Here is a 25,437-nt window from a genome sequence, read left to right as displayed (position 1 = left end):
TGGTATCGACGCTGGTTGAGCAGCGTCGATCACACGTCGAGGAGTTCGTTCGCGACGGCGTTCAACGACTTACCTGTGCGTGCGGCTTGTTCGGCAAGTCGCCGGTGCACACGAGGCGTCGTTCGGACAAGGAACTTTCCCGAGTACTTGCGTTGCGACAGCGGAATGGGAGCGTCGTCCCCCAGGTCGTCGAGCGCTTCGGCAACGACCTCGCCGACTCCTGTCAGCGCTTCGACCTGGTTCGCCGCCAACCAGGACAAACTCGGGAACTCGTCGACGAGCCCGACGTGCTCCTGGTCTTCTTCGGACCAGACCACGCGATAGCTATATTGTTCTGCCTTCCACACTTGCTATTCACCGCCTTCAAGTCTGTCGATCGCGGCAAGCACCTGGCGCACTTGGTACGCCTTCGCTTTGCCGTCCTTTCCTCGTTGGATGAGCACACGCGGATCGCCTGCCCACGGCATTCTGTAGACGAAGTGACTCGTTCCTCTATTCCGCGGCGCGCCGAAGAGTCCGTCACAGACCTTCTTCAAGTCATCGAACCGTATCCCGGCAGGGTTGTTCCGCATCGCCTGAACGATCCTGCCGTGCTTGCCCACCATCGAATAGTACCACTTTTGACATCATGCGCGAGGGCTCCTCAAACTCGAGGGCGGACCTGCAGTCGCGAGGCGCTACGGCAAGAATCGGAGGTCGACGACTCCCCGCGGGTAAACCTTTTGAGCGCTGGCGAGCGGCCACACCTGGGTCTCAAGTCACGCGTACGTTCCCAACGCCTCCGCGAGCTCGTCGTTGAACGCCACGAACGTGAACTCGACCGAGGTGATCGATCCGGCGACTGTATCTACCGCCGCTGCGATCGCGTCTCGCCTACATCTTCGTGAACAAGCCTCCAGCGATCGACGCCGTAGAGAACGCGCCTTCCTGAGGCCAGATGACGTCGATCGAGTTGCTGCGGAAAAGATCAAGCATTTCCCGAGACGGCGATTCTGGCACGAGCAGCGCACTGGCCGCTGGCGACACGTACCGCTGATAGTCGAGGATCTGTCCGAGCGCTGACCGCAACGTTTGCCTGCTGACATCACTCTTCACCTCGACAAGAACGTCGGCCGTCTCGTCGTAGATGTCTGTCAGGAGGCGGTAGCCGTCGGGTGTGTGGATGAGATGTCGACAGACGACGTGTCCGATCGAAGTCAGGTAGCGGTGGAGGCTCGACTGAAGTTCCGCCTCGGCTCGCGCAGCCTCAACCGTCCGGTCGACGTCGTAAACGAACGTCCCGGTGATCTGCGATTCCACCGGGATCCGCTCGACGCGTGGTTCCGTAATCGGGTGAGCCGGGGCGTCATGATCTCGCATGTGTTTCACCGGCGAACCGGACTCGTCGCGCGGTCGATCGACCTCGTGTCTGCGAACCTCGAACCCGAGCGACTCAAGCACTCTGACGACCGTCTTCTCGCCGCCACTGAACTCTGACGCCTTCAACGCTTGCCGACCGGGAAGGTATCCATGCGCGACGCCGACGATCGCTTTCGAATCGTACTGCCGTTCGTCACGCACAACGAAGTACTGCTTGGCCGGCTGGTACCCGTGCCTCGACAGGAACGCATCTCCGCCAGCGTCATCGAACTCGTCCATGGCCGAGTTGACCGCATCCACTGTCAGGTCAGTCAGGGCCACGAAGCAAGAGTAGCTCCGGCGACCGCCCCGATAGGCCACTTCCAGACTCCGTGTGCCACACCACAACACTCGCTGCGCTATCCGCTAACCTGACACCTGCGGCCCGACGGACTTCTACGCCTCGCGCACCATGACATGTCCCCACCCGCACGAATCGTTTCGTGCTGCCTTGGGGACTGAGAGTGACGCTGCTTCGTACGACTGCCGCCGACCCGCGGATGAGTCAGCCCGATTCGTTGGTGGAGCAGTTACTGAGCCAAATGTTGTTCACGACGGGGCACCGTGCCGGAGAGTCGGAACAGAACTCCTGGCGTCGCAGTCTCCCCGCGCTAGCCGCCGACCTACGCGAGGCCGGACTCGGCGATGTCGAGATGTTGATCGAGTACCACATGCCGCTCACCTCGAAACGCGCCGACGTCGTCCTGGCAGGCATTCACCCGAAGACCGGTGAGCCGTCGTACGTCGTCATTGAGTTGAAGCAGTGGACCGCCGCGTATTCGTTCGAGGACAGTGCTGAACTGGTCGACGTTCCCGGCATGCCCGGCGGCCCGAAGCTCAATCCGATCCTGCAGGTCCGTGGCTACTGCGAATACATCGCGGACTTCGCGCGCGTTCTGCAAGATCAGCCGGATGCGCTGGCTGGGGCCGCCTACCTCCACAACGCCAACGACCCGAGCCTCGTCGAGGACCTGAAGGCGGTGCCCGCCACGACGATGGGCCGTGTCTTCACAGCCGCGGATCGGGGCAAGTTCCACGAGTTCCTGCGATCGCGGCTCGCCGAGAAGCGGGGAAAGGCGTCGGCGGACCTACTCCTCAACTCAGCTGCGGCGCCGTCTCGCCAACTACTCAAGGTCGCTGCCGAAGAGGTGAAGAACCGCTCGCAGTTCCACCTGCTCGGCAATCAGCAGCTCGCTGTCGATCTGGTGATGCATCAGGTCGACCAAGCGAAGAAGTCGAACTCCAAGCGCGTCATCATCGTCAGCGGAGGCCCCGGCAGCGGGAAGAGTGTTATCGCGCTGGAACTGCTCGGAGAACTCGCCCGTCAAGGCAGGACAGTCCTCCACGCGACCGGTTCCCGGTCTTTCACGCAGACGCTCCGCAAAGTCGCAGGACACCGCGCACCCCGCGTGCAGAAGATGTTCAAGTACTTCAACCAGTTCATGACGGCCGACGCAAACGATCTGGACGTCCTCATCATGGATGAGGCACATCGCGTCCGCGAGACCTCGGTTGATCGATACACCAAGGCGGCACTGCGTACGGACCGACCACAGGTCGACGAGCTGATCTCGGCTGCCCGCGTACCGGTGTTCCTTCTAGACGAGCACCAGGTGGTTCGCCCCGGCGAGATGGGTTCGCTCGAACAGATCACGTCGTACGCGAAGTCCCTTGGTCTCGAGACCGTACATATTCCACTCGACGCTCAGTTTCGCTGCGGTGGCAGCGCCGAGTATCTCGACTGGGTACAGAGGCTCCTCGGGCTGTCCGAGAAGGAGCCGACCGCGTGGAAGCCCATCCCCGAGTTCGCCGTGGAAGTGGCCGACACTCCATGGGACCTCGAACGGCGCCTCCTGGAGAAGATGGACGACGGCTGTTCCGCACGCATGACCGCCGGCTTCTGCTGGCCATGGTCAGACCCTCGAGACGGCGAACTCGTCGCCGACGTCGAGATCGGCGACTGGGCCCGCCCGTGGAACGCCAAGGGAGACCGACGCATCGGCGAGGCTCCCCCATCCGCGCTGTGGGCAACACAGGACGGTGGCTTCGGCCAAGTCGGCTGCATCTACACGGCTCAAGGCTTCGAGTACGACTGGAACGGCGTGATACTCGGCCCCGACCTCCTATGGAGGGACGGCTGGTTCGTCATCGATCGCGGCGCAAACCGTGACCCCGATTTCCGCAGTTCGACGAAGGTCTCCGATCTTCGTTTCACTCGACTCGTCCGCCATGTCTACAAAGTGCTGCTCACGCGCGGCATGGTCGGGACCGTCTTGTACTCAACGGACGAAGAGACGCGGGATGCGTTGCATCGGCTGGTGGACGGTACTACCTAACACCCGACCACAACTAAATAGAACACCGACAAACGAGCACGGCCCGACAGGCTTCCGCCCAGGACATGCCTCCACCCGGAGCGAACCTGGAAAAGGCATGCCTGCAAGTGACTGCATGGATCGTAACGATCAGCCGTGACTACCCGGACCATTGGGATTACGCGGTTGAACGCGAGTTCTGGGACATCACGAACGCAAAGGATATCCGAGCGGGTGACGACGTATTCTTTTGGCAGAGCGGCCAAAGCTTTGTCGGATGGACTCGCGTCACCCAGGACGCGGTGCCGATCGAGGAAACGATGCCGGAAGCGCCGTGGAACGATCGGCCATACAAGCGCCGGTTCTCGTTCGAACTCGTCAGCGACGATCTCCGTACCGATATCCGCTGGGGCAAGATGGCGGCCGCTACCGGAGTCAGAGAACTCCCGAGCAACGGCCAGGTGTCGGTCCCTAGCGGCAGCGAGCAGTTCTTACGGGACCTCTTCAATGGCAGTACGCTGCCGCCCGGAGGGGATGGAGATGGCTACCCCGACACTCGAAAGAAGGTCACCGCCTTAATCCACCGAAGGCAGGGTCAACCACAGTTCCGGCAAAAGCTACTCGTCGCCTACAGAAACAAATGCGCAATCACCGGCTCATCGGTGACCGAAATCCTCGAGGCAGCTCACATTCAGCCGTACCGAGGCGAGCACTCTCACCAGACAAACAACGGAATCCTGATGCGGTCGGATCTCCATACACTTTTCGATCTGCACCTCATCACGCTCGAGTTCTCAACAGATAGTTCCCAAATTTTGGTCCGGGTAAGCGAACCGATGCGGGGTACCGAGTACGACCAGTACGATAGCCACGCTCTTAGTCTGCCTTCCGCCCGTCAGGACTGGCCAGCACAAGCCAATCTCAAAGCGCACCATGATGACTGCGCTTGGTTCTCATCTGCTACTCGCGGGCCGCAACCGGAGTAAATGCAGCGAGGACGTGCGGGTAGTCATTGTCACCCATCCAGCCGATACGACCGCTTCTCCCCCAACACTTCCTCGGCATGCACCCTATCCATCCCACGCACCGCCAACGTCCGCTGCGCCAATTCCACCGGTAGCGCTGCGGAGAATTTGAGTCCCTTCACCGCGCGAGAGTCCACGGTCGGCGCGGGTCGCCTGTCACTCTCCAACACCGCCTTGATCGCCGACCGAATCTCGTCACGCGTCAGGTCACGGTGAAGCCGGATCGATTCCGCACCGATCCGTTGTCGCGGCGGCACCAGCTCGGGCAGCCACGCAGCCAAGGGTCCGGTTGGCCTTCGCTCCCGCCCAGGTCCACCAGTGCCAATCTCCCTTGTCATCACGTCGCACGACCAGCGCGTCAGCAACCACATCGGGGCTACGTTGCGCGCGATACGCCGCAATCGCTTCTGCTGCACGCTTCGTCAACGTCACACCTTCGGGAACGGCGCCAAGCAACACATCACGCGCCCCCCTGGCGATCTCGAACGAGACGCCGTCGGGGATCGACTGCCACCGTGCGATACCCGCAATGTCCGTCGACTCTACGAATGCGTGCCGCCGCTTCCAATCGATGTGCGTCACCATCCACGACCGTCCGCCGAGCAGCAGGACCCGCGGGCCTTCGACGTCGTCGGTGAGTAGCCCGACGTCGATCTTACCGACCTCGTTCCGTCCTGCGAGCACGGTGAACTCCGGGGCTGCCGTAAAGACCGCCAGCAATTCCATGAAGTGCCGCCGGCCGAAGTGCTTCTCGGCCTCAAGTCCGATGAAGGCGCTCCCCCGTCCTGATCGAGAAAACCCTCCGAGAGGAGGTGTTCCACGATCCGGGGTCCGTCGTCCCCGAAGAGGTTCAGCGTGCCCCACTGGTTCTGCCAGCCAGCGAGCGGCAGACGGCGTGTCTGTAGCACGGCAGCGAGCAACTGTTGCGCCGCAATGTGCCTCGGCTCTGGTGTCGCGACGACAGGCTCTACCCAGCCGTCCGACCAACACTTAAGCATCCCGAGCGTCTGAGCGAGGTCCTCATCCTTCAGTGTGAGAAATAGGCAATTCCGCGAGGTGCCTGTCGGATACGGTTTCGGGTCACAGAGGGTCGCGGACCCTAAACCAGCTGCAGAGGCCGACGAAACAACGACAGCGGAGACGACAGAAACAACGCCCTACGCGATGCCCGTGACCGCTTCAGACTTCACGCTCTCGGTTCTGACTGAGGAAAAGAAGTGCTTCGGTTCGGCGGGGTGCCTCGTGACGATCTCGCTTTCTCCTACTTTCGACGGCATGTCCGCAACGCTGGAGGGTCGATCATTCAAAGTGCTGTACGAGATTCAGGGCGGCGAAGAGCCCATTCTTGACCGTTTCACAATGACGGGCATGCGGGCGACGATCGACGAGAGTCTCTCTGTCAGAACCGCTTCCAGCGACGCCGTCATCACGGCGGAAGTCACGCAGGTCATCGAAACTACCTACGGTGGCTAAGTGGCCGATTTATGGTGGCGAAACGCCCCGAAACGGGCGTGCCCAACCGCGTTTCGCCGAACCACTAGGCGACGCGCTCCCCCGCCTCGTCCGACGCCGTACCCGGCCTGTTCGCCAGCCCGTCTAGCTCGTCGGTCAGTGCGACGCTATCCGTTCAGCGCCGTCCCCTGCTCAAACGGGGAAGAGGTTCTTATCGCGGTCCTAGTTCGCTTTGCCCGGGATCAGCCGATGTACTTAGTCAGTACTTCCGTGCCGAGGTGGCAGGAGTCGTCGGGAAAACGCGCGAGCCGATCCTGATGCTCCTCTGCACTTCGCACATAATTGGCGAGTGGAACCACCTCCACCGCGACCCGATCTGCGTCGTCTCGCGCAGCGATGAACGCTCGTGCCTGATCGAGGTGGGACGGGCTGACGGAGTACACGCCGGTGCGATACTTCTGACCGATGTCCGGGCCCTGCCTATTCACGCTGTACGGATCGATGATCTCGAAGAAGTACGCCATCAGCTGCTCGACGCTCACCACAGTCGGATCGAACCGCGTGCGCACACACTCGGCATACCCGTCGTATTCGCTGTCGGTTGACTCGCTAGTGCCGTTGGCTCGCCCCGCCTCGGTGAAAGTCACTCCCGACAGCGTCGCGATGAACGCTTGGACTCCCCAGAGGCAGCCGCCCGCGAAATAGATCTCCTCGCTGCTGCCGTCGACATCCATGGGGCCGATGGTATCGGGGAGCGCCGAGAATCACGGCGTGGCCCAACTGACGTCCGCAGTTTCAGAACTCAGTCAAACCCGAGCGAATCTGATCTCCTCGCCGAGGCGGACCAACTCTTCTGCTCCCAAGGCCGCCGATGGCCACGTTCGCTGGCCGTCGTGCTGTCTCGTGTCGCAAAGATCTGCCTCACGGGATTCAAGCCCAGCCCGACCCCGGCACGTCCAGCACGATCTCCGACAGCACACGAGCAGCTGCGTCCGACGAGGGCAATCTCCGCGTCATCTGAGATCGCGAGCGATCCGTGTATCCGGTCGCACCGAACAGGATGATCAGACGCTTCGATGTCTCCCCCAGAAGGTGAATCCGTTGCTGACAGAGAATTTCGAGAGCGAACGGCCGCCCGCGACTGCTCGCGGTTGCAACACAAATGCTCGGACGTCTTGGAGACGGTGCAAGACGCGTGGGCTCCGTACAACACCGCTCAGCGAGGACATCCGTTCGCTCTCGACGCGGTCCTCACGATCGGCATTCCCGGCGACATCGCGGGCCGACGCCTTGCTGCCGTAGACGTTGCTCCCGGGGCGATTCAAGCTGGTGACCACGGATAGGTACACAACCCAGCATGACAGCTCCACAGCCTCTCGAAAGCATCCCCGATCTTGGCTACGCCAAACCGATTTCATCTGGGCTGATGTGCCAGCGAGCTTCATACGAAAGCGCAATGTCAGCCTCGATCAGCCGATCCCGTCGGTCCAACCTCTGATGTACCCGCGACCAGATCGGCAAGGCTAACCAGCGCGCAAAGCGGTAGATCCAACTCGTCCGGCGTAAAGACGCCCGAGACAACCGCAGCAGCACGGCCAGAACCGCGGGCACGCCCACTAGGTACAACGCCAAGAACGCGCCAAAGACAATCCCGCGCTCGACACCCGCCGCAACGACAGTGCCCACCGATACCGAGCCCCAGAAAATCATGGGAAGCGCCACCCCGCCACAGAAATACAATCGCCAACGCTTCACACGGTAAGTCGACCACAAAGTGATCGCACCGTATCCCATATACGCAGTATAGAGTGGCACGAGAATCACAGGCACGAACAGACTCCAGCTAGAAGCATCGATAGTCGGCAGCCCCTCGGCAGACCGCACCAGCGGCACGCAAATGGCAGTCGCGGTCACCACGCCGCCAGCGATTACGAACGTTCGGGAGAAGTAGTTACCTACCAGAGACAACCTACTCCCGGCTCTCACCGTGGGAACACCCTTTTCAACGAGCGTTGACCGCCGGCTTGTGAGTTTCGCCTTGTCCGCTTGAAGTCCCGCAATTTGGCCCCACCGCCACACTGGGTTTGAGTCGTCAGTGGGCATGCTAGACAAGCCGACTATCGCGATCGTGGCTAATGTGGTTAACGTCATCGTTCCAATATCTGATCTGTCTGAAACGCTCAGCCATCCCGCTGCAGCGACGGTCGCAGTCGAGCAGGACAGCAGAAGGGTCATTCCGTCCACATACTGACGCCATAGCCCCGCTGCCGCTTGACCGAGAATCGTCGAGCTCGCATGGCTTCTCGAAGCAAGGGCCACACACAGTGTCGCCGACAGAGCCAAGGCCGCGATGGCCCAATTTCGCGACATTTCAGGCGATATCGCTCCATCGAGTTGACGTTGAACGTCCGGCATCCACCTCTGAGGAGTGACGGGCGAGACCCTCTGCCCCGGGTGTCCAAACAACCAGGCAAGAAAGCCGATACACACCACGAAGAACGGCAGGAAAACGAGTTGAGTGATCAGTCGCGACTTAGCACGCTCAATCAGGTGGCGCCTTGCATCGCTGGCCAGGGCAATCGCATCGTCGGTCGGCTGCCTTACTGGTGCGGGGGGCTGAACCGACGCTCTGCGGCCGAATAACCCGAGCGCCCCAACCGCCAGGGCCACAAGAACCATCTGCGCTCTACACATTTTCACTCCCAGACGTCGAGCCCCCGCCGTGACGACCGGGGCGATCAAAAGACGGACTGTCATCCGTTAGCAGAAGGCTAACGGTCAGCTACGACATTCTCCGTTGGGCAAAGTTGAAGCAACTACGAGAGGAGCGCGACGCACGTGTTGGCTGGCTTAATCAAGCCATTGTGCTGAACCAGGACTGTGCCGACCTCTGTCAACGGCAGGTGGAATCATGAATCGCCCGTCCCGCTAATGCGATCGAGGAACGACCTGCCCGGTGAATCCGACCCTTCCTCTTTCGCGATGCGGAGCACCCGGTATTTCCGCCTAAATCTGACTACTGACCCATTCACCAAACAGTGCCCGCTTAGCGCGGCCGGAATGCACAATCTGCTTCAACGATTATCCAGAGCAACGCCGGATGAAGCATGTTGCGTCGACGTTCGCCCGACCACCGCACCCTGAATCGATCGCCGTACCTCGTCACTGGGTCGACGGGCAGGTCGTACGAGTCCTCGGGAAAGGCGAACTCGACGAATGGATCTCGTTCAGCGACCCCGACAACTTCGCACTCGAGTACTCCGCCACACAGGTTGGGTGAGAACTGGCATCGTCAGAGCGTGAACTGCGCCGTGACCGCCACAGGATTCATGGCTGCCATGAATAGCCGCCTGAAGAATCTGCACTGCACGTGGCGAGCTGGTCGGACGCAATCACCCGGCCACGTGCTCCAGGCTCAGAGCACGACGTACCCAACTGCACCGCATCCCGACTCTGATGGGTCGTGTCTCGCCACGCCCCATCCATGCCACTGCACGCCAAGGTCCCGTCAGCAGACGTACTTCCGAATTCGTCAGGCCCGCAAGGCATGCCCTCGTACGGCACAACCTCGACCGTGGTGGTCGGCACGGTCTCCTCCGGGGTCCACGTCGTCTCTGGGACTACGACATCCGCCTCCGTCGGGTCAGGCGTCGATGTCCGCGTCGACGATGTCGAGGTCGGCACCGTCCTCGTCGACTCCGCGACCGCTGTCGCGGGGTCTGTTCCGGGACCGCCGTCATCGCTCGTGGCGACGAGTACGCCAAGGGCCGCCGCGCCTGCGACGAGAACAGCGGCAGCCGCGGCCACTATGGCGGCAGTCGTCCGACGTCGCTTCTTCGACGGATCGACGATCACCCCGTCCATCGCCAGCGGAATGCCAGACGCCGCGGGCATCCGCTGCGACGGCGCGGTCATTGTCTGCGCGAACGCCGGGTCGACGCGGTTGCCGAGAGCGTCGCCCAACGCCTGCACGAACTCCCCGCACGAACCGTAGCGATCAGCGGGGTTCTTCGCCAGCACCGTCGCGAACACTGCGTCGACGGCCGTCGACATGTCCGGCAGCACGTCGCTGACTCGCGGCGGCTCGTGGCTGAGGTGAGCCGACAGGAGCGCGGTGACCGATGTCCCCGCATACGGCGGACGTCCGGTGAGGAGGTGGAACGCCGTGCAACCGAGCGAATAGATGTCGGCTCGGTTATCCAGGTCGTGCCCCTCGATCGCCTCGGGCGAGACATATTGCATCGTCCCGACGGTCATCCCCGTCGAGGTCAGAGACGTCGCCTCACCCGCTGCCTTCGCGATGCCGAAATCGGCCAACTTCACCGACTCGATATGGGTCTGATCGTCTGCACCGTCGACTCCGACCAGAATGTTGGCGGGCTTCACGTCGCAATGCGTCACCTGACGTTTGCGCCACGCGTAGTCGAGCGCGGCACCCGCTCCGCTGGCCAGGCTGAGAGCCAGCTCCCGATCGAGCGGTCCGTGGTCTTCGAGGAGTTGCGCGGCGTCGGTGCCCGCGACGTACTCCATCGTGATCCACAGTCGGCCGTCGATCTCGCCGCGGTCGTACAGGCTGACGATGTTCGGATGGCTGAGCTGCGCGAGCATGTCCGCCTCGCGCTGGAACCGAGCCTTGAAGTCCTCGCTGCGCGATACCCCGGCGTCGAGCAGCTTCAACGCGTCCTGGCGCGGCAGTCGCGGATGCTCCACCAGGAACACCTGTCCCATGCCACCGGCGCCGAGCTGGCGAATGACGCGATATCCGGCGATCTCCGTGAACTCCACCGCGTCAGTTTGCCACGTCGATCACGCCCACCTGGCGCGTCGGCTGAAGGTACGACACGGTCGGCGTGCGACGTCTCGCTGACGAGCGCCCACCACTGCTGAACGCCGCGTTTCCATTTCCTGACGTGACCTCGTCACGACTCCACTCAGCGGCTTCCGTCGAGATCTAAGTCCAGGCCACCCGTCAACGAGTACGGCTCGTTCAGCATGTCGACGAGTACGAACGGATCGGCGTCGCCGTCGATCTCGTCGATGACGGCCACCCGCTTGCTCGGCTCGATTTCTTCGATACCGCCGTGCATGACGTACACATCGCCCGCCGAGACCACCCGCGTGCACACGAACATGCCCACGTGCGCGGTGAGCGAGATGTTCTCTTCGAGGACGTCGAACCGTTCATCGGTCCGGATGTCGCGCACCGACATGCCTGCGCCCGCGGTCACCGATTCGACCTCGAACACCGACCTGCCCGAGCCCTGCCACGCCTCCAACAGGAGCGCGTCCTCGACCGGAAGGACCTGATGTGTCATGTTGATGAACCTGGCTATCCCACCGCCCTCGAACAACGCGAGGTCGACACCGGTGACGCGATCGAGGCCGTCCATCGCCTCCTCGCCGAGGACGTCCTCGCGAATCGATTCGAGGCCCTCGATGACCAGAGCGAACGGCGTGAGCTCCAGGAACTCCGTAACTACAAGGAGCAGAATCCAGTTCTTCAGCGACGGGGAGATCAGCTTCTGACCGCGGTGACACACCTTGTACTTGCGGCCCGACCCACACCAGCACGGCTCGTTGCGGCCCGGCTCCGGACCCGATTCGGCGGTCGCCCACGTCAGCATCATGAACAGCGGATCCTGCTGCGGGTCCGGCAGGTCCGCCAGGAACGACCGCGCCATTTCGTAGTCGCCGCGCACCGCCGTAAGCAGTGCGAGCGGACGGACTGCCACCATCGAGTCATCACGACGCACCGCGTCCTGCAGGAGGCTGTCCGCCTCGTCCAAGTCGCCGGTCGCAATCGTCGCCAACGCGGCGATCGGCACCGTGACCACACGAGTCCGCGGCACAGCCCGACTGACTGCCTTCGCCGCCGACCGGACCTGAACAGCGGCGCCGCTCCAGTCGGGTATCGCGACGTCGCCGCCCTCCGGCGTGACATTCGCCAGGAAGTACATCTGCTCCAGCACGACAGTGAAGGCGTCCACCGAGAGCAGATCGTCGAATGTCGTGTCGTCCTCGGCGAGTACCGCGTTCACCATGTCGACGTGCTCCTCGATCGGTGCTTGCGCCACCTCGAAGAGTGCATTCGCACCGCGCGACTCGTACTCGACGTCCTGTTCATCAGACATTCCGAGACCGTACCAAGGTGATGGGGTGACGGTGGGAGCTCGGAGCACGGGGACCCGGCTTCACCCGACGCGACAGTCGGTGGTGTGGACGGATTTGTCGGTACCGACACGTACAGTCCCCCCAAATCCAGCAAACGTGCGCAGCCGGACTCGGACCGACAACCGCACCACTTGGTTCGGCCAGGAGGGTTCAATGAGCGAAGGCGACACGAGTGCGTGGCGCGCCGCGGTCGGCGGCAGTACCGAGCACCATGAGACACCCGAGTGGGTCGATTCTTGCGGGTCGTATGTCCGGGACATGTGGGAGTACCTCGATGACCCTGACGCTCCGCCCCTGACCGAGCCGCAGATCCGGGCCCGACTCCGCGCACTCCATTCAGCGAAGGCCGATCTCCTTCGACTAGTAGAAAAGGCCCGCGCCGACCACATCGAAGGTCCGGACAACCGAGTTGCACGAGGAAACGAATGGTCCTTCCCTGTCGGCGAGCGTCGGACGACCCAATCGATCGGCGAACTACGTCAGCCGAGACAAGGCTGCGATGTCTGGCGACTGCACCATCGGGCATACTTCGCGGCCCCTAGGGTCTGGCCTGGCTCGCTCGTCTGGTCGTTCGCCGCGTTCAAACCCGACCAGTCAGCCTCCGACGACTGGGCCGCAATCCAGAACACCCACATCGCCGAAGCGGACCGCTCCGCAAGCGCTTACATCACCGCCTACGACGCGGACATCACCGCAATACATCGCCGGATGTCTCCTTGAATGTGTGAATCCTCATTCGCCTGACCAATTGACTACCAACCGAAGGTAGGTAGAGGTTAAGCTCGACATCATGTCCAGTTTCGACGATGCAATGTCACTCGTAGACGAGGCCGACCTCGATGCCGCAGAGGATCTTGCGAGCCATCTCGCCGCACAGGATGCCAAATTCCTCGAGGGCCTCGTCGCACATCGTGCGGCATCCGGGCTGACACAGGCAGACCTCGCTGCCGCGTGGGGACGACATAAGACTGCGGTGAGCCAGTTCGAACAGCCTGGGAACGACCCCAAGCTATCGACAATCCGTCGTTACGCCGCGTCGGCCGGCATCCGCTACCACCATTTCGTATCGTTCGACTCCACCGTTCATCGACCGTCCGACAGTCCAATCAGATCAGTTCAGACCGCATATTCGGACACCGACGTCTGGGGGCAGACGTCGACCCGCATCGCGCAATGAAGCTGAAAGACACGCTGTCGCAGACGTCAATGCGATGGCATCAACGAGCGGTCCTCCGTAAGTGGTCCGACATCGACAACTCCGACGCACCCTTTCTCGTGGAAGTCTCGAGCGAATCAGACGAGGTGGGGCACGCTTCACGCTTGGCCGCTCGGGTCCTCGTTGAAGCCACACCTGACATGCACGTCGTGAGCCTCCGCGTCGCCGCGCACGTGAACGACGACCAACTCACGACCGTTCAGGATGTAGAGGTCCGCTTCGACTTCACGCGGCAACATCCGCCGACCGATGCTGAACTCGCAGGCATGCTCCGCGGGTGGGCAATGGAGGTCGCACTCGGCTACATCCGCGGAGCACTCGGCGACGCGGCGGCGTCGGTCGGGTTGCCGCCATTAGTCCTCGACCCGCTGTACACGTTCGACGATGCCGACGTGGACGCGATCATCACGCGCGCTCGCGCCGTGGCGGCCGCGATCGAGACGTAGTCGCTCGGTCAGCTTGTTCTGCCTCACCCCTGTACGTCGTACAGGCCCGGTGGACACACCACGCTCCCGACGAAATACGATGACCAGGTGACCAACCTCGCCAAGGGCACAGCGCCCGCTGCCCGCCCGTGGGCGCTCTCGCTCGCCGACCTCGTGCAGGGCGCCGTGTTCGCGGCGCTCATCGCGGTCCTCGGACTCACCCCCGCGATCAACCTGTCCGCGGGAGTCCCCATCACGCTGCAGAGCTTGGGCGTCATGCTGGCCGGTGCGGTCCTCGGGCCGAAGAAGGGCACGCTCGCCGTCGTCATCTTCATGGTGCTGGCGATCGCCGGCCTGCCGATCCTGTCGGGCGGGCGCACCGGACTCGTGTCGCTGAACGCGCCGACCGCCGGATTCTTCGTCGGATTCCTGCCCGCCGTCATCGTGATCGGCGTGCTCACCGCGACGATGATGCCCAAGTACAACATCGTGCTCGGCATCGTCATCAACCTCATCGGCGGCATGGCCGTGCTGTACGCGTGCGGCACCGTCGGCCTGATGATCAAAGCCGACATGTCACTCGGCGCCGCCCTCGCCACCAACGGACCGTTCGTCGCCGGCGACATCGCCAAGGCCGTCGTCGCCGCACTCATCGCGGCCCCCGTCCACCGCGGCCGACCCGGACTCATCACTCCCCTCGGCCGCCGCAGACATGCCTGAGACGTCGATCGTCTTCGACGACGTCGCCCACAGCTTCGGCGACCGCGCCGTCCTGCACGGCATCTCGCTGGACCTGACCCAACGACGCATCGGAGTGGTCGGAGCCAACGGATCGGGAAAGTCGACGTTGGCCCGCATGATCAACGGGCTGATCCTCCCCGACCGCGGGACGGTGACCGTCAACGGGCTCGACGTCCGCAAGAACAAGCGCGCCGTGCGACGCGACGTCGGTTTCATCTTCAGCGACCCCGACCGGCAGATCATCATGCCGACCGTCGCCGAGGACATCGAACTGTCGCTGTCCCGGACCATCAAAGACAAGGCCGAGCGGAAGACGCGGGCGCTGTCGGTGCTGTCGGAGTTCGGGCTCGACGGCCACGCCGACCAACCCGCGCACCAACTGTCCGGCGGGCAGAAGCAGTTACTCGCGTTGGCGTCGGTGATGGTGCTCGGACCGTCGATTCTCGTCGCCGACGAACCGACGACCATGCTGGATCTACGGAACTCGCTGATGCTCCGCGAGACGTTCGCCGCGTTGGACGAGCAGTTGGTCGTGCTGTCGCACGACTTGGATTTCCTGAGCGATTTCGACCGCGTACTCGTCATGGACGACGGGCGGGTCGTCGCCGATGACGAACCGAGCGCGGCGTTGGAGTTCTATCGGCGGGCGATGGCGTGAGTGTTCGAGTGGCTGTGGAGCGCTGTGCCGTGCGAGGGGTTTCGATGCGCTCCTCCGCTTCGCTCCCCCGCTTACTCAACCAGCTACAGGGCAGTCAGCTAGCGGGGCGTCGGCTGCTGGATAGGGACAGAGTCTCGTGATCGGCGTGTACGTACCGGGGAGCTCACTGCTTCACCGACTGCCAGCCGGACTGAAGTTCGTGTTGCTCGCGGCGTCGATCATCACGATGACATTCGTTGTGCGGACCCCGATGGCGGCAGGGATCGCGGTCGGATCGGCGATCGTCGCGTTCGCGATCGCGTGGGTGCCGGTCAAGCTGGTGTGGGCGCAGATCCGCGGGGTCGTGTGGATCCTCGTCGCACTGTTCGTCCTGCAATGGATCCTGTCCGACTGGCGCAACGCCGTCGTCGTCTGCTCGATCCTGCTGGCATCGGTCTGCCTCGCCGCCGTCGTCACGCTGACCACCCGGACCGCCGACATGCTGTCCGCACTCAACACAGCGCTCTCCCCGCTCGCCCGACTCGGCGTCCGCACCGACCTCATCGCCATGACCTTCGCGCTGACCATCCGGAGCATCCCGCTGATCGCCGAAGTGTTCAACCAGGTCGACGAGGCGCGTCGCGCACGCGGGTTACGGCCGGGACCTCGCGTGCTGTTCGCGCCCGCCATCCTCGCGACGCTCGACACCGCAGACGGCTTCGCCGAGACACTGGCGGCGCGCGGGTTGGATTGACGGCGGCTCCGCTCGGCGGGAATAGCTTCGAGGGTTTGCTCGTTGAGCGTGGCGGTAGGGGTCTCGGGTCTCGACTCCGCTCGACCAGCATGCGGAGAGCTCGACCGGCGAAAAGAAGCGGGTGGGGCGGCGGGGAACGCGGAGTCTCCGATGGGATTAAGATAGACAGCGGCTGTTTCATCAGCCGACGGACCGAGGATGTAGAGGAGGACGTGGTGGACATCAGTCGTCACCTGTCCCTCGCTCTGTTCGCACACACGGTTCATCTGCTCACCGATCACTGTCGATAGAGCGCCCGGCCGCAACGGTGCCGCGTCGACTCGTCGGCACGGCACGCCCGGCGCTCATGAGCCCTCCCCCAACTCTCGCGAGAATCGTCTCGCGGCCTCTTCACCACATTCCAGCAACATAGGAGTTCCCATGTCTGCCAACGTTTTCGACGATGCAACCGCGCTGATCGGACGGACCCCGCTGGTCCGCCTCAACCGGATCACCGACGGCGCAGAAGCCACCGTTCTCGCCAAGCTCGAGTACTACAACCCCACCAACTCGGTGAAGGACCGCATCGGTGTCGCCATCATCGACGCCGCCGAAGCCTCCGGTGAACTCCCTGCAGGCGGCACCGTCGTCGAGGCCACCAGCGGCAACACCGGCATCGCGCTCGCAATGGTCGGCGCAGCCCGCGGCTACAACGTCGTCCTGACGATGCCCGAGTCGATGTCCAAGGAGCGTCGCGCACTGCTCCGCGCGTTCGGCGCCGAGCTCATCCTGACCGCCCCCGCCGACGGCATGGCCGGCGCTGTGAAAGCCGCCGAGCAGGTCGCCGCCGAGCGCCCCGGCGCCGTCCTGGCCCGCCAGTTCGCGAACCCGGCCAACGCCGAGATCCACCGCAAGACCACCGCCGAAGAGATCTGGAACGACACCGACGGCAACGTCGACGCCGTCGTCGCGGGCATCGGCACCGGCGGCACCGTCACCGGCATCGGCCAGGTCCTCAAGGAGCGCAAGCCCGAGGTGAAGATCTTCGCCGTCGAGCCCGAAGAGTCGGCGATCCTCAACGGCGGCAAGCCCGGCCCCCACAAGATCCAGGGACTCGGCGCCAACTTCGTGCCCGACGTCCTCGACCGCGACGTCTACGACGAGGTCATCGACATCAACATCGACGAGTCGCTCACGTGGGCGCGCCGCGCAGCCACTGAAGAAGGCCTGCTCGTCGGCATCTCGTCCGGTGCAGCACTGTCGGCAGCCGTCCAGGTGGCCAAGCGCCCCGAGTTCGCAGGCAAGACGATCGTCGTCGTGCTCCCCGACTTCGGCGAGCGCTACCTGTCCACCGCGCTCTTCGAAGGCCTGGTCGACTGATGTCCGCCCTGTCCCGCCTCCTGAGCGACCTGCGTGAAGACCTGCAGGTCGCTCAGGAGCGGGATCCTGCGGCGCGATCGATCATCGAGATCGCGCTCGCCTACCCCGGTGTTCACGCCCTCTGGGTGCACCGGGTGTCGCACCGCATGTGGGAGGCCGGCGGCGTTCTCCGCTTGCCCGCCCGGCTCCTGTCGCAGTTCTCGCGGTTCCTCACCGGCGTCGAGATCCACCCCGGTGCGCAGATCGGCCGTCGCATGTTCATCGACCACGGGATGGGCGTCGTCATCGGCGAGACCACTGTGATCGGCGAAGACGTCGTCATGTTCCACGGCTCCACCCTGGGCGGAGTCAGCATGAGCAAAGGCAAGCGCCACCCCACCGTCGGCGACCGCGTCCTCATCGGCGCAGGCGCGAAAGTCCTCGGGCCGATCGTCCTCGGCGACGACGCGAAGGTCGGCGCGAATGCCGTCGTCGTGCGCGACGTCGAACCAGGGCACGTCGCGGTCGGACTGGCCGCCACGTCCAAGCCCGGAGCGTCGACGACGGACCCGTACGCGGATCCGGCGCTGTATATCTGAGGCCAACGGCGAGGCCTGGTCACAACGTCACAACTCTCACGTATCCAGCCATTCGATGCCGAATCACGGCCTCAGCGGCCGCATACGTGAGAGTTGTGTCGACTACTCCCGGTTCACCGCGACCGCGGCGCGGATCAAGTTCATGAACGCGTCGTCGTCGAGGACGTCGTTCTCCTTCACGTCCACGGCACGGCGCGTACGGGCCGTGAGACTCGCGTTGAAGACCTTCGCCGGGTCGGGCAGTGACGCGCCCTTGGCGAACGTCACCTTGACCTTGTCCTTGTAGGTCTCGAGCGTGCAGACGAGGCCGTCGAGCGAGAACGTCGGCACCCCATCGGGATTCGACGGCTTACGCCACTTGCTCTCTTCGACCATCTCCGGCTCAGCCGACACGATCAGTCCTCTAATGTGCTCGACTCGCGCCGAACGCCACTCTCCACTCATTGGCGTAACGATAGTCGCCGGGGTTTGGGGGCGGGGGTTTCGACTCCGCTCGACCAACTGCAAACGGCTACTGCTGGTTGAGCGGAGTCGAAACCGGGGTGATCGAGAGACGCAGGGCACCGGGAGCGCTTTCGGGGACGACGGGCGACTCCGGGGGAACCGGAGCGACGCGAATGTAGTCGGCGCCCTGGTCGGGGCGGGCGTCGACGTGCCCCTTGTTCGGCCACATCGAGATGGCGCGCTCGGCCTGCGCGCAGATCGACAGCGACGGGTTCACACCCAGGTTCGCGGTGATCGCGGCGCCATCCGTGACGTGCAGCGTCGGGTAGTTCCACACACGGTGGTACGGGTCGATGACGCCGGACTCCGGACTGTCGGAGATCACGCAGCCGCCGAGGTAGTGCGCTGTCATCGGCATGTTGACGACATCGCCCCACGTGCCGCCGGCCAGACCGTTCGGCAGCTTCGACGCGATCCGCGCCGTCGCCTCGTTGCCCTTCGGGATCCACGTCGGGTTCGGCTCGCCGTGCCCCTGCTTGCTCGTCACGTACTTGAACGGCCCGCGCTTGCGGACAAACGTGGTCAGCGAGTTGTTGCTGTTCTGCATCACCAACGCGATGACGGTGCGCTGGCTCCACTTACGGACCCACAGGAGACGGACCAGATTCAACGGGTTCTTGATGACCGCCTTGAGGAACTGACCGACCCGGTTCGGGACGCTGCCGCCCTCGGTCATCATCGTCTGCAGGTACGCGATCGCATTGGAGCCCTTGCCGTAACGAACCGGCTCGACGTGCGTGTCCTCCTGCGGATAAAACGACGACGTGATCGCGACGCCCTCGGAGAAGTCGCGGCTCGCGTCGTACTTGGCCGCCATCGCGCCCATGATCGACTCCGAGTTGGTGCGCGTCAGCACCCCGAGCGAGTCCGACAGGTCCGGCAGCGTCGACCCCTTGGCCGCGTGCATCAGCTTCTGCGTGTTGAACGTGCCCGCCGCAACGATCACCTGGCCGGCCGTGAACGTCCGACGTCGCGCTCCGAACGGTCCCCACGACGACGAGCCGTGCGTGCTGACCGTCCACGAGCCGTCGGCCTTCTGCACGAGACCGTCGACCGTGGTGCGGTCGATGATCTGCGCCCCATTGCGCTCAGCGAGACCGAGGTAGTTCTTCATCAACGTGTTCTTGGCGCCCACCCGACAGCCGGTCATGCACGCGCCGCACTCGGTGCACGCGGTGCGGTCCGGGCCTGCGCCGCCGAAGTACGGGTCAGGGACCGTCTGGCCCGGGCTCCCCTGGCCGCCGGTCTTCTCGCCGAAGAAGACGCCGACCGGAGTGGGTCCGAACGTGTCGCCGACACCCATGTCCTCGGCGACTTCCTTGATGATCACATCGGAGTTGGTGAACGTCGGGTTGGTGACGACGCCCAGCATGCGACGAGCCTGCTCGTAGTGCGGCGACAGCTCGGCGTCCCAGTCGGTGATGTGATTCCACTGCGGGTCCGTGAAGAACGGCGTGCTCGGCTTGTACAGCGTGTTCGCGTAGTTGAGCGAACCGCCGCCGACGCCCGCGCCCGCCATGATCAGCACGTCCTTGAGCACGTGGATGCGTTGGATCCCGTACAGACCGAACTTCGGAGCCCAGAACCACCTGTTGAGACGCCAGCTGGTCTTGGCGAACTGATCGTCCTCGAACCGTCGTCCCGCCTCGATCACGCCGACGCGGTACCCCTTCTCGACCAGCCGCAATGCACTGACGCTGCCGCCGAAACCGGATCCGATGATGAGAACGTCGAAATCAGTCTGCTCCATAAGAGAGCATACTAATGACCATTGTCACAGTATTGATAGTTAGTGTGGGCTAAGTTCGGGCGGATCTCGACTCCGCTCGATCAACGGGGTGGAGGCTCGATCAACGGCGTTATGTTTCGCTCGTCGGGCGGAGCGTCCCGTGCTGGTCGAGCGGAGTCGAGACCGCGGAAGGGATCTCGACTCCGCTCGATCGACGTGTGGGGGCTCGAGATCTCGACTCCGCTCGATCAGCAAAAAAGGAAGGGATCTCGACTCCGCTCGATCAGCAAGAAGGACGAAGCTCGACTATGCGCGGACGGACAGGCCGACCTTTTGGAATTCCTTGAGGTCGGAGTAGCCGGCCTTGGCCATCGAACGGCGGAGACCGCCGACGAAGTTCAGGAGGCCGTCGGGGTCGTCGGACGGGCCGTTGAGGACGACGTCGAGCGACGAGCGCTCGGACTCCTCGGCCACCTGGAGGAGCGCGCCGCGCGGCGTGCTCGGGTGCGCGGCAGCCGACGGCCAGTACCAGCCGCGGCCCGGGGCCGACGCTGCAGTGGCGAGCGGGGTGCCGAGAACGGCAGCGTCTGCGCCGCAGGCGACGGCCTTGGCGAGGTCGCCGGACATGTGGATGTCGCCGTCGGCGATGACGTGCACGTAGCGGCCGCCGGTCTCGTCCAGGTAGTCGCGGCGAGCGGCAGCGGCGTCGGCGATCGCGGTGGCCATCGGGACACCGATGCCGAGCACCTCGCCGGTCGTGGTGGCGCCTTCGGCCGAGCCGTAGCCGACGATCACGCCTGCGGCACCGGTCCGCATCAGGTGCAGCGCCGTGCGGTGGTCGTGGACGGCGCCTGCGATCACCGGGATGTCGAGGTCGGAGATGAACGTCTTCAGGTTCAACGGCTCGGCGACGAGACCGTCGTCGGTTCCGCGGTCCACCAGGACGACGTGCTCGGCGGAGATGATGGTGCCGTGCACGACGAGCAGTTCGGCTCCGGCGGCGATGATGCCGGGAGCCAGCTCGGGTGCGTTCTGCGGGCTGACGCGCACCGCTGTGGTCACGCCTGCCTCGCGGATCTGCGCGACGACCTGGGCCAATAGGTCAGGATTGACGGGCGCCGCGTGCAGCTTCTGCAGGTGACGGACGGCCGCTGCCGGATCCGGATCGTTCTCGGCGATGTCGACGAGTTCGGCGATCTTCTCCTCGGGGTTCGCGTGGCGAGCCCACAGCCCTTCACCGTTGAGGACACCGAGCGCACCCAGACGCCCCATCTCGATGACGGCCTCGGGCGACCCGAGCGCGTCCGTCGGATGGTTCAAGATCGGCGAATCGAACCGGTAGGCGTCGATCTGCCATGAGGTCGAGACGTTCTTCGACGACCGCGTCCGACGGGACGGGACGATCGAGATGTCTTCCAGCTCATAAGTACGACGAGCCGTCCGGCCCATGCCGAACTCGACGAGGTCACGCAACGTAGCGCCCTTCCTTAGGGAGTGAATCCAGTGGTCGGCGAATGCCGATCAGCAAGCTAGCGGGAGTAATAGTTGGGCGCCTCGGCCGTCAATGTGATGTCGTGCGGGTGCGACTCCTTGAGACCGGCAGCCGTGATCTGCACGAACTGCGCCTCATTCAGCTCCTCGATGGTCCGCGACCCGGTGTAGCCCATCGCGGCACGGAGACCGCCGTCGAGTTGGTGGATCACCTGGCCGAGCGGGCCGCGGAACGGCACGCGTCCCTCGATGCCCTCCGGGACCAGCTTGTCTTCGGCGAGGACGTCGTCCTGGAAGTAGCGGTCCTTGGAGTACGACTTGCCCTGGCCGCGACCCTGCATCGCACCGAGCGATCCCATGCCGCGGTAGCTCTTGAACTGCTTGCCGTTCACCAGGATCAGCTCACCCGGCGACTCAGCGGTGCCTGCGAGCAGCGAGCCGAGCATCGCCGTCGACGCACCGGCGGCCAGCGCCTTCGCGACGTCGCCCGAGTACTGCAGACCGCCGTCGGCGATCACCGGGACACCGGCGGCCTTGCCGGCTGCGGCGGCCTCCATGATCGCGGTGATCTGCGGGGCTCCAACACCGGCGACGACGCGCGTCGTGCAGATCGAGCCCGGGCCGACGCCGACCTTGACCGCGTCCACACCGGCGTCGATCAGAGCCTGCGCGCCCTCACGGGTGGCGACGTTGCCGCCGACGAGCTGCACGCGCCCGCCGAACTCGGCCTTCAGCTTCGCGATCATCTCCAGGACGCCGCGCGAGTGGCCGTGCGCGCTGTCGACGACGAGGACGTCGGCTCCCGCGTCGGCGAGCGCCATCGACCGCGCCCAGGCCTCCTCGCCCGCACCGACTGCGGCGCCGACGAGGAGTCGGCCATCGTTGTCCTTGGTGGCGTACGGGTGCTGCTCGGTCTTCACGAAGTCTTTGACCGTGATCAGACCGGTGAGACGACCTTCGCCGTCGACGATCGGCAGCTTTTCGATCTTGTGACGCCGCAGCAGACCGAGCGCGGCCTCGGCCGAGACGCCCTCCTGCGCGGTGATCAGCGGAGCCTTCGTCATCACGTCGACCACCGGAGTGTTCTGGTCCACCTCGAACCGCATGTCGCGGTTCGTGATGATGCCGACCAGGTCGCCGGCCTCGTCGACCACGGGCAGACCGGAGATCCGGTACCGCGCGCACTTCGCGTCGACCTCGGCGAGCGAATCCGTCGGCAGCGCCGTGACCGGGTTGGTCACCATGCCCGCCTCCGACCGCTTCACGGTCTCGACGGCGGCAGCCTGATCGCCGATCGACAGGTTGCGGTGCAGAACGCCCATACCGCCGGCTCGCGCCATCGCGATCGCCATCCGAGCCTCGGTCACCGTGTCCATCGCGGACGAGACCAGAGGCACCCGAAGCGAGATCTCCCGAGTCAGCTTCGACTCGGTGCTCACCGCGTTCGGGACGATGTCCGACGCCGCCGGAAGCAGCAGGACGTCATCGAACGTCAGTCCCAACATCGCAACTTTGGTCGGGTTGTCTCCACCAGTGCTCACGCGCGTCATCTGACCATCGTACCGAGTACCAGACGGTGCGCCATCCGGGGCCTTTCATCGGCTACGGTGGAGCTGTGCATGACCATTTCCCCGGACTTCCGCCGGACCCGTTCGCCGATGACCCGAGCGATCCTGCCGCGGGACTCGAGGATCTCGAACCGGGCATCCCGTTGGACGACGTCGAGCGCGAAGCCGTCCACGAGGATCTCGCCGACCTCGACGTCTACGAGCGTCTGCTCGCGCCGCGCGGCGTCCTCGGCCTCGTCGTCATCTGCGAAGACTGCCGCGAAGACCACTATCACGACTGGGACATGCTCCGCGCCAACCTGAATCAGCTCCTGCGCGACGGCAGCGTCCGACCGCACGAGCCCGCCGTCGACCCGCACCCCGAGGACTACGTCACCTGGGACTACTGCCGCGGATACACCGACGCCGTTTTTCGGTACAACGAACCGCGGTTGTAGGGGTCTCGACTCCGCTCGACCAGCGTGGGGGCCTCGACTTCGCTCGACCGGCGTGAGTAGCTCGACCGGCGTGAGGGCCTCGACTTCGCTCGACCAGCGTGAGGGTCTCGGGTCCGTTCGACCAGCGTGAGGGTCTCGGGTCCGCTCGACCGGCGGGCGGAGCTCGACCGGCGGTCTCGACTCCGCTCGACCAGCAGCAGAGGAACTAGCGCGGGGGCTCGATCTGGAGAGTCATCGAGGCGGTCCCGGTGGGCCGGGGCGACGTCGTGGACTTCGTCTCTGACGGGCTCGTCGTGGTCGGCTTCGAAGGCGACGTGGACGGACTCGACGGAGACGTCGGCTTGGTCGACGGGTCGGTCGGCTTGTCGGACGGCGTCGTCGACGTCGACTCGTCGGTCGTCGTCGGAGCCGTGGAGTCCGACGTCGGAGCCTCAAGGACAGTGGCACGAGCCTTGTCGCCCGAGCCCGGATCCTCGTCGTGACGCAGATCGGCGATCCGGTCACGCAGATTCGCGATCATGTTGGCGTCGCCAATAGGACCGAGCTCTGCCTCGGCGCGAGCGATGTACGTGCGCGCCATCTGCTCGTCGCCTGCCTCGTACGCGGCCTTCGCAGCATCGAGGTTGTCTTCGACGTTCACGCGGGCCTGCGTCTGCTTGGCCTGCTCGGAGAAGACGACCTGCTTGACGCTCCACAGCGGGTCGCCGGGCTCGGCGCCCTCGGACATCACCATGAGGCCTGCGCCGAAGACGGCGAGGATCGCGGCAGCGCCCGAGACGATGCGCAGACGGCGCGACATCGAGCCGCGACCACGCTGCACAGCGACGGCTGCGTCGACCTGCGCGAGCGTCGGCTCCGCGGGGATCGGCGCGCTGAGCGCATCCATCCGCCACGAAGTGATCATGGCGGCGAGTTGGTACTCGGAATCGTCGGCGACAGGTGTCGGACGGCCGATGCCCAGATCGCTGATGAATGCGTCGTCGTGACCGACGGCGCCGAGATCGACGGGCTCACCGTCGTGGGAGTCGTGCTGATCACGCCAGCGGTTCATCGACGCCCACCTCCCTGTGTGACGAGTTTTTTGAGTTTCGTAAGCGCACGGTGCTGAGCGACGCGGACTGCGCCAGGGCTCGAATCGACCATGTCCGCGGTCTCCTCGGCCGACAGTCCGACGACGAGACGCAGCACCAGGATCTCGCGCTGCTTCTCTGGCAACTGTTCCAGGAGCAGGCGCATCTGGCGGCCGGCGTCCGAGTCGAGCGCGGACTGTTCGGGACCGTTCGAGAAGTCGACTCTCTCGGGGATCTCGTCGACCGGGTCAGCCTTGATTCGGGAGGCCGAGCGCATGGCGTCGGCCACCTTGTGGGAGGCGATGCCGTACACGAAAGCCATGAATGGTCGTCCCTGGTCTTGATACCGGGGCAACGCCGTCATCACAGCCATCAACACCTCCTGAGCCACATCGTCAGCGGAGAACAGATGCCGTTCACCGGCACCCATCCGCGCTCGGCAGTAACGCAGGACTGGTTCCCGCACACTTTCGAGCACTGAGCTGAGCGCTTCGCGGTCGCCTGAAGCGGCCGCACGGACCGCCTGGCCCAACGCATCACCTGTCAGTTTCATCGTCAATCGAGTCT

26 protein-coding genes are annotated in these 25,437 nt (G+C 64.3%); 11 read left to right on the top strand and 15 right to left on the bottom strand.

Going from position 1 to position 25,437, the window contains the following annotated elements:
• Positions 1 to 29 precede the first annotated feature (29 nt).
• The 3 genes from L5G32_RS09320 to L5G32_RS09310 all read right to left on the bottom strand — a co-directional run bounded on the left by L5G32_RS09320 (position 30) and on the right by L5G32_RS09310 (position 1,680).
• Positions 30 to 317 carry a type II toxin-antitoxin system HicB family antitoxin gene (locus tag L5G32_RS09320; RefSeq protein ID WP_237010762.1) on the bottom strand — a complete coding sequence of 96 codons (288 nt, stop codon included), beginning with the start codon at positions 315 to 317 and terminating at the stop codon, positions 30 to 32.
• A 33-nt stretch (positions 318 to 350) separates the two neighbouring features.
• The gene (locus L5G32_RS09315) at positions 351 to 605 is read right to left on the bottom strand and encodes a toxin HicA (RefSeq protein ID WP_372491668.1); all 255 of its coding nucleotides are present in this window, start codon (positions 603 to 605) and stop codon (positions 351 to 353) included.
• A gap of 268 nt (positions 606 to 873) precedes the next feature.
• Positions 874 to 1,680: a ScoMcrA-related endonuclease gene (locus L5G32_RS09310; RefSeq protein WP_237010760.1), complete on the bottom strand. Its 807-nt coding sequence runs from the start codon at positions 1,678 to 1,680 to the stop codon at positions 874 to 876.
• A 182-nt stretch (positions 1,681 to 1,862) separates the two neighbouring features.
• On the opposite strand from L5G32_RS09310, the gene L5G32_RS09305 reads away from it, so the two are divergent.
• Positions 1,863 to 3,734, top strand: a complete 1,872-nt coding sequence (locus L5G32_RS09305) for a DNA/RNA helicase domain-containing protein (RefSeq protein WP_372491667.1) — start codon at positions 1,863 to 1,865, stop codon at positions 3,732 to 3,734.
• A gap of 107 nt (positions 3,735 to 3,841) precedes the next feature.
• A complete protein-coding gene (locus tag L5G32_RS09300; protein WP_237010759.1) occupies positions 3,842 to 4,699 on the top strand; it encodes an HNH endonuclease in 858 nt (285 codons plus the stop codon).
• Between the two features lie 246 nt (positions 4,700 to 4,945).
• On the opposite strand, the gene L5G32_RS09295 is transcribed toward L5G32_RS09300, so the two are convergent.
• Complete coding sequence (locus L5G32_RS09295) at positions 4,946 to 5,464, bottom strand: hypothetical protein (protein WP_237010758.1); 519 nt, start codon at positions 5,462 to 5,464, stop codon at positions 4,946 to 4,948.
• A 444-nt stretch (positions 5,465 to 5,908) separates the two neighbouring features.
• Between L5G32_RS09295 and L5G32_RS09290 the strand changes: the two genes are divergently transcribed.
• Positions 5,909 to 6,211, top strand: a complete 303-nt coding sequence (locus tag L5G32_RS09290; protein WP_237010757.1) for a hypothetical protein — start codon at positions 5,909 to 5,911, stop codon at positions 6,209 to 6,211.
• Positions 6,212 to 6,432: 221 nt separating this feature from the next.
• On the opposite strand, the gene L5G32_RS09285 is transcribed toward L5G32_RS09290, so the two are convergent.
• From L5G32_RS09285 to L5G32_RS09270, 4 genes are all read right to left on the bottom strand, one after another.
• Positions 6,433 to 6,924, bottom strand: coding sequence for a peptide-methionine (S)-S-oxide reductase (locus L5G32_RS09285; protein ID WP_237010756.1), 492 nt, complete (start codon positions 6,922 to 6,924; stop codon positions 6,433 to 6,435).
• A gap of 664 nt (positions 6,925 to 7,588) precedes the next feature.
• Positions 7,589 to 8,869, bottom strand: coding sequence for a hypothetical protein (locus L5G32_RS09280; protein ID WP_237010755.1), 1,281 nt, complete (start codon positions 8,867 to 8,869; stop codon positions 7,589 to 7,591).
• Positions 8,870 to 9,517: 648 nt separating this feature from the next.
• Entirely contained in the window at positions 9,518 to 10,975 is a 1,458-nt protein-coding gene (locus L5G32_RS09275; RefSeq protein ID WP_237010754.1) for a serine/threonine-protein kinase, read from the bottom strand.
• Between the two features lie 146 nt (positions 10,976 to 11,121).
• Positions 11,122 to 12,321, bottom strand: coding sequence for a YecA/YgfB family protein (locus tag L5G32_RS09270; RefSeq protein ID WP_237010753.1), 1,200 nt, complete (start codon positions 12,319 to 12,321; stop codon positions 11,122 to 11,124).
• A 193-nt stretch (positions 12,322 to 12,514) separates the two neighbouring features.
• Between L5G32_RS09270 and L5G32_RS09265 the strand changes: the two genes are divergently transcribed.
• The gene (locus L5G32_RS09265; RefSeq protein WP_237010752.1) at positions 12,515 to 13,081 is read left to right on the top strand and encodes a hypothetical protein; all 567 of its coding nucleotides are present in this window, start codon (positions 12,515 to 12,517) and stop codon (positions 13,079 to 13,081) included.
• A gap of 94 nt (positions 13,082 to 13,175) precedes the next feature.
• Here the strand turns inward: L5G32_RS09265 and L5G32_RS09260 are convergent, their stop codons facing one another.
• Positions 13,176 to 13,325: a hypothetical protein gene (locus L5G32_RS09260; RefSeq protein ID WP_237010751.1), complete on the bottom strand. Its 150-nt coding sequence runs from the start codon at positions 13,323 to 13,325 to the stop codon at positions 13,176 to 13,178.
• A 209-nt stretch (positions 13,326 to 13,534) separates the two neighbouring features.
• Between L5G32_RS09260 and L5G32_RS09255 the strand changes: the two genes are divergently transcribed.
• The 6 genes from L5G32_RS09255 to epsC all read left to right on the top strand — a co-directional run bounded on the left by L5G32_RS09255 (position 13,535) and on the right by epsC (position 18,071).
• A complete protein-coding gene (locus L5G32_RS09255) occupies positions 13,535 to 14,023 on the top strand; it encodes a hypothetical protein (protein WP_237010750.1) in 489 nt (162 codons plus the stop codon).
• A gap of 87 nt (positions 14,024 to 14,110) precedes the next feature.
• On the top strand, positions 14,111 to 14,722 hold the full coding sequence (locus L5G32_RS09250) for a biotin transporter BioY (RefSeq protein ID WP_237010749.1): 612 nt from the start codon (positions 14,111 to 14,113) through the stop codon (positions 14,720 to 14,722).
• On the top strand, positions 14,715 to 15,401 hold the full coding sequence (locus tag L5G32_RS09245; protein WP_237010748.1) for an energy-coupling factor ABC transporter ATP-binding protein: 687 nt from the start codon (positions 14,715 to 14,717) through the stop codon (positions 15,399 to 15,401). The genes L5G32_RS09250 and L5G32_RS09245 overlap by 8 nt, the downstream gene beginning before the upstream one ends.
• Before the next feature lie 136 nt (positions 15,402 to 15,537).
• Entirely contained in the window at positions 15,538 to 16,134 is a 597-nt protein-coding gene (locus L5G32_RS09240; protein ID WP_237010747.1) for an energy-coupling factor transporter transmembrane component T family protein, read from the top strand.
• 420 nt (positions 16,135 to 16,554) lie between these two features.
• Positions 16,555 to 17,493: a cysteine synthase A gene (cysK, locus tag L5G32_RS09235; RefSeq protein WP_237010746.1), complete on the top strand. Its 939-nt coding sequence runs from the start codon at positions 16,555 to 16,557 to the stop codon at positions 17,491 to 17,493.
• Positions 17,493 to 18,071, top strand: a complete 579-nt coding sequence (epsC, locus tag L5G32_RS09230) for a serine O-acetyltransferase EpsC (RefSeq protein ID WP_237010745.1) — start codon at positions 17,493 to 17,495, stop codon at positions 18,069 to 18,071. The genes cysK and epsC overlap by 1 nt, the downstream gene beginning before the upstream one ends.
• A gap of 102 nt (positions 18,072 to 18,173) precedes the next feature.
• On the opposite strand, the gene L5G32_RS09225 is transcribed toward epsC, so the two are convergent.
• From L5G32_RS09225 to guaB, 4 genes are all read right to left on the bottom strand, one after another.
• Positions 18,174 to 18,515, bottom strand: a complete 342-nt coding sequence (locus tag L5G32_RS09225; protein ID WP_237010744.1) for a DUF1801 domain-containing protein — start codon at positions 18,513 to 18,515, stop codon at positions 18,174 to 18,176.
• Positions 18,516 to 18,582: 67 nt separating this feature from the next.
• Positions 18,583 to 20,325, bottom strand: a complete 1,743-nt coding sequence (locus L5G32_RS09220; protein WP_237010743.1) for a GMC family oxidoreductase — start codon at positions 20,323 to 20,325, stop codon at positions 18,583 to 18,585.
• A gap of 285 nt (positions 20,326 to 20,610) precedes the next feature.
• Positions 20,611 to 21,777 (bottom strand): GuaB3 family IMP dehydrogenase-related protein, encoded by a 1,167-nt coding sequence (locus L5G32_RS09215; protein ID WP_237010742.1) that lies wholly within the window; start codon positions 21,775 to 21,777, stop codon positions 20,611 to 20,613.
• A gap of 56 nt (positions 21,778 to 21,833) precedes the next feature.
• Positions 21,834 to 23,345, bottom strand: coding sequence for an IMP dehydrogenase (gene guaB, locus L5G32_RS09210; RefSeq protein ID WP_237010741.1), 1,512 nt, complete (start codon positions 23,343 to 23,345; stop codon positions 21,834 to 21,836).
• Positions 23,346 to 23,410: 65 nt separating this feature from the next.
• Between guaB and L5G32_RS09205 the strand changes: the two genes are divergently transcribed.
• Positions 23,411 to 23,800, top strand: a complete 390-nt coding sequence (locus L5G32_RS09205) for a DUF5319 domain-containing protein (protein WP_237010740.1) — start codon at positions 23,411 to 23,413, stop codon at positions 23,798 to 23,800.
• A gap of 205 nt (positions 23,801 to 24,005) precedes the next feature.
• Here the strand turns inward: L5G32_RS09205 and L5G32_RS09200 are convergent, their stop codons facing one another.
• A complete protein-coding gene (locus L5G32_RS09200; protein WP_237010739.1) occupies positions 24,006 to 24,851 on the bottom strand; it encodes an anti-sigma-D factor RsdA in 846 nt (281 codons plus the stop codon).
• Positions 24,848 to 25,423 (bottom strand): sigma-70 family RNA polymerase sigma factor, encoded by a 576-nt coding sequence (locus tag L5G32_RS09195; protein ID WP_237010738.1) that lies wholly within the window; start codon positions 25,421 to 25,423, stop codon positions 24,848 to 24,850. The genes L5G32_RS09200 and L5G32_RS09195 overlap by 4 nt, the downstream gene beginning before the upstream one ends.
• Between the last annotated feature and the right edge of the window lie 14 nt (positions 25,424 to 25,437).

This window comes from Gordonia zhenghanii (assembly GCF_021738965.1).
GTDB classification, from domain to species: Bacteria; Actinomycetota; Actinomycetes; order Mycobacteriales; family Mycobacteriaceae; genus Gordonia; species Gordonia zhenghanii.
Note: the sequence above shows the minus strand (reverse complement) of the source record. Positions and strands in the feature narration are given on the sequence as shown.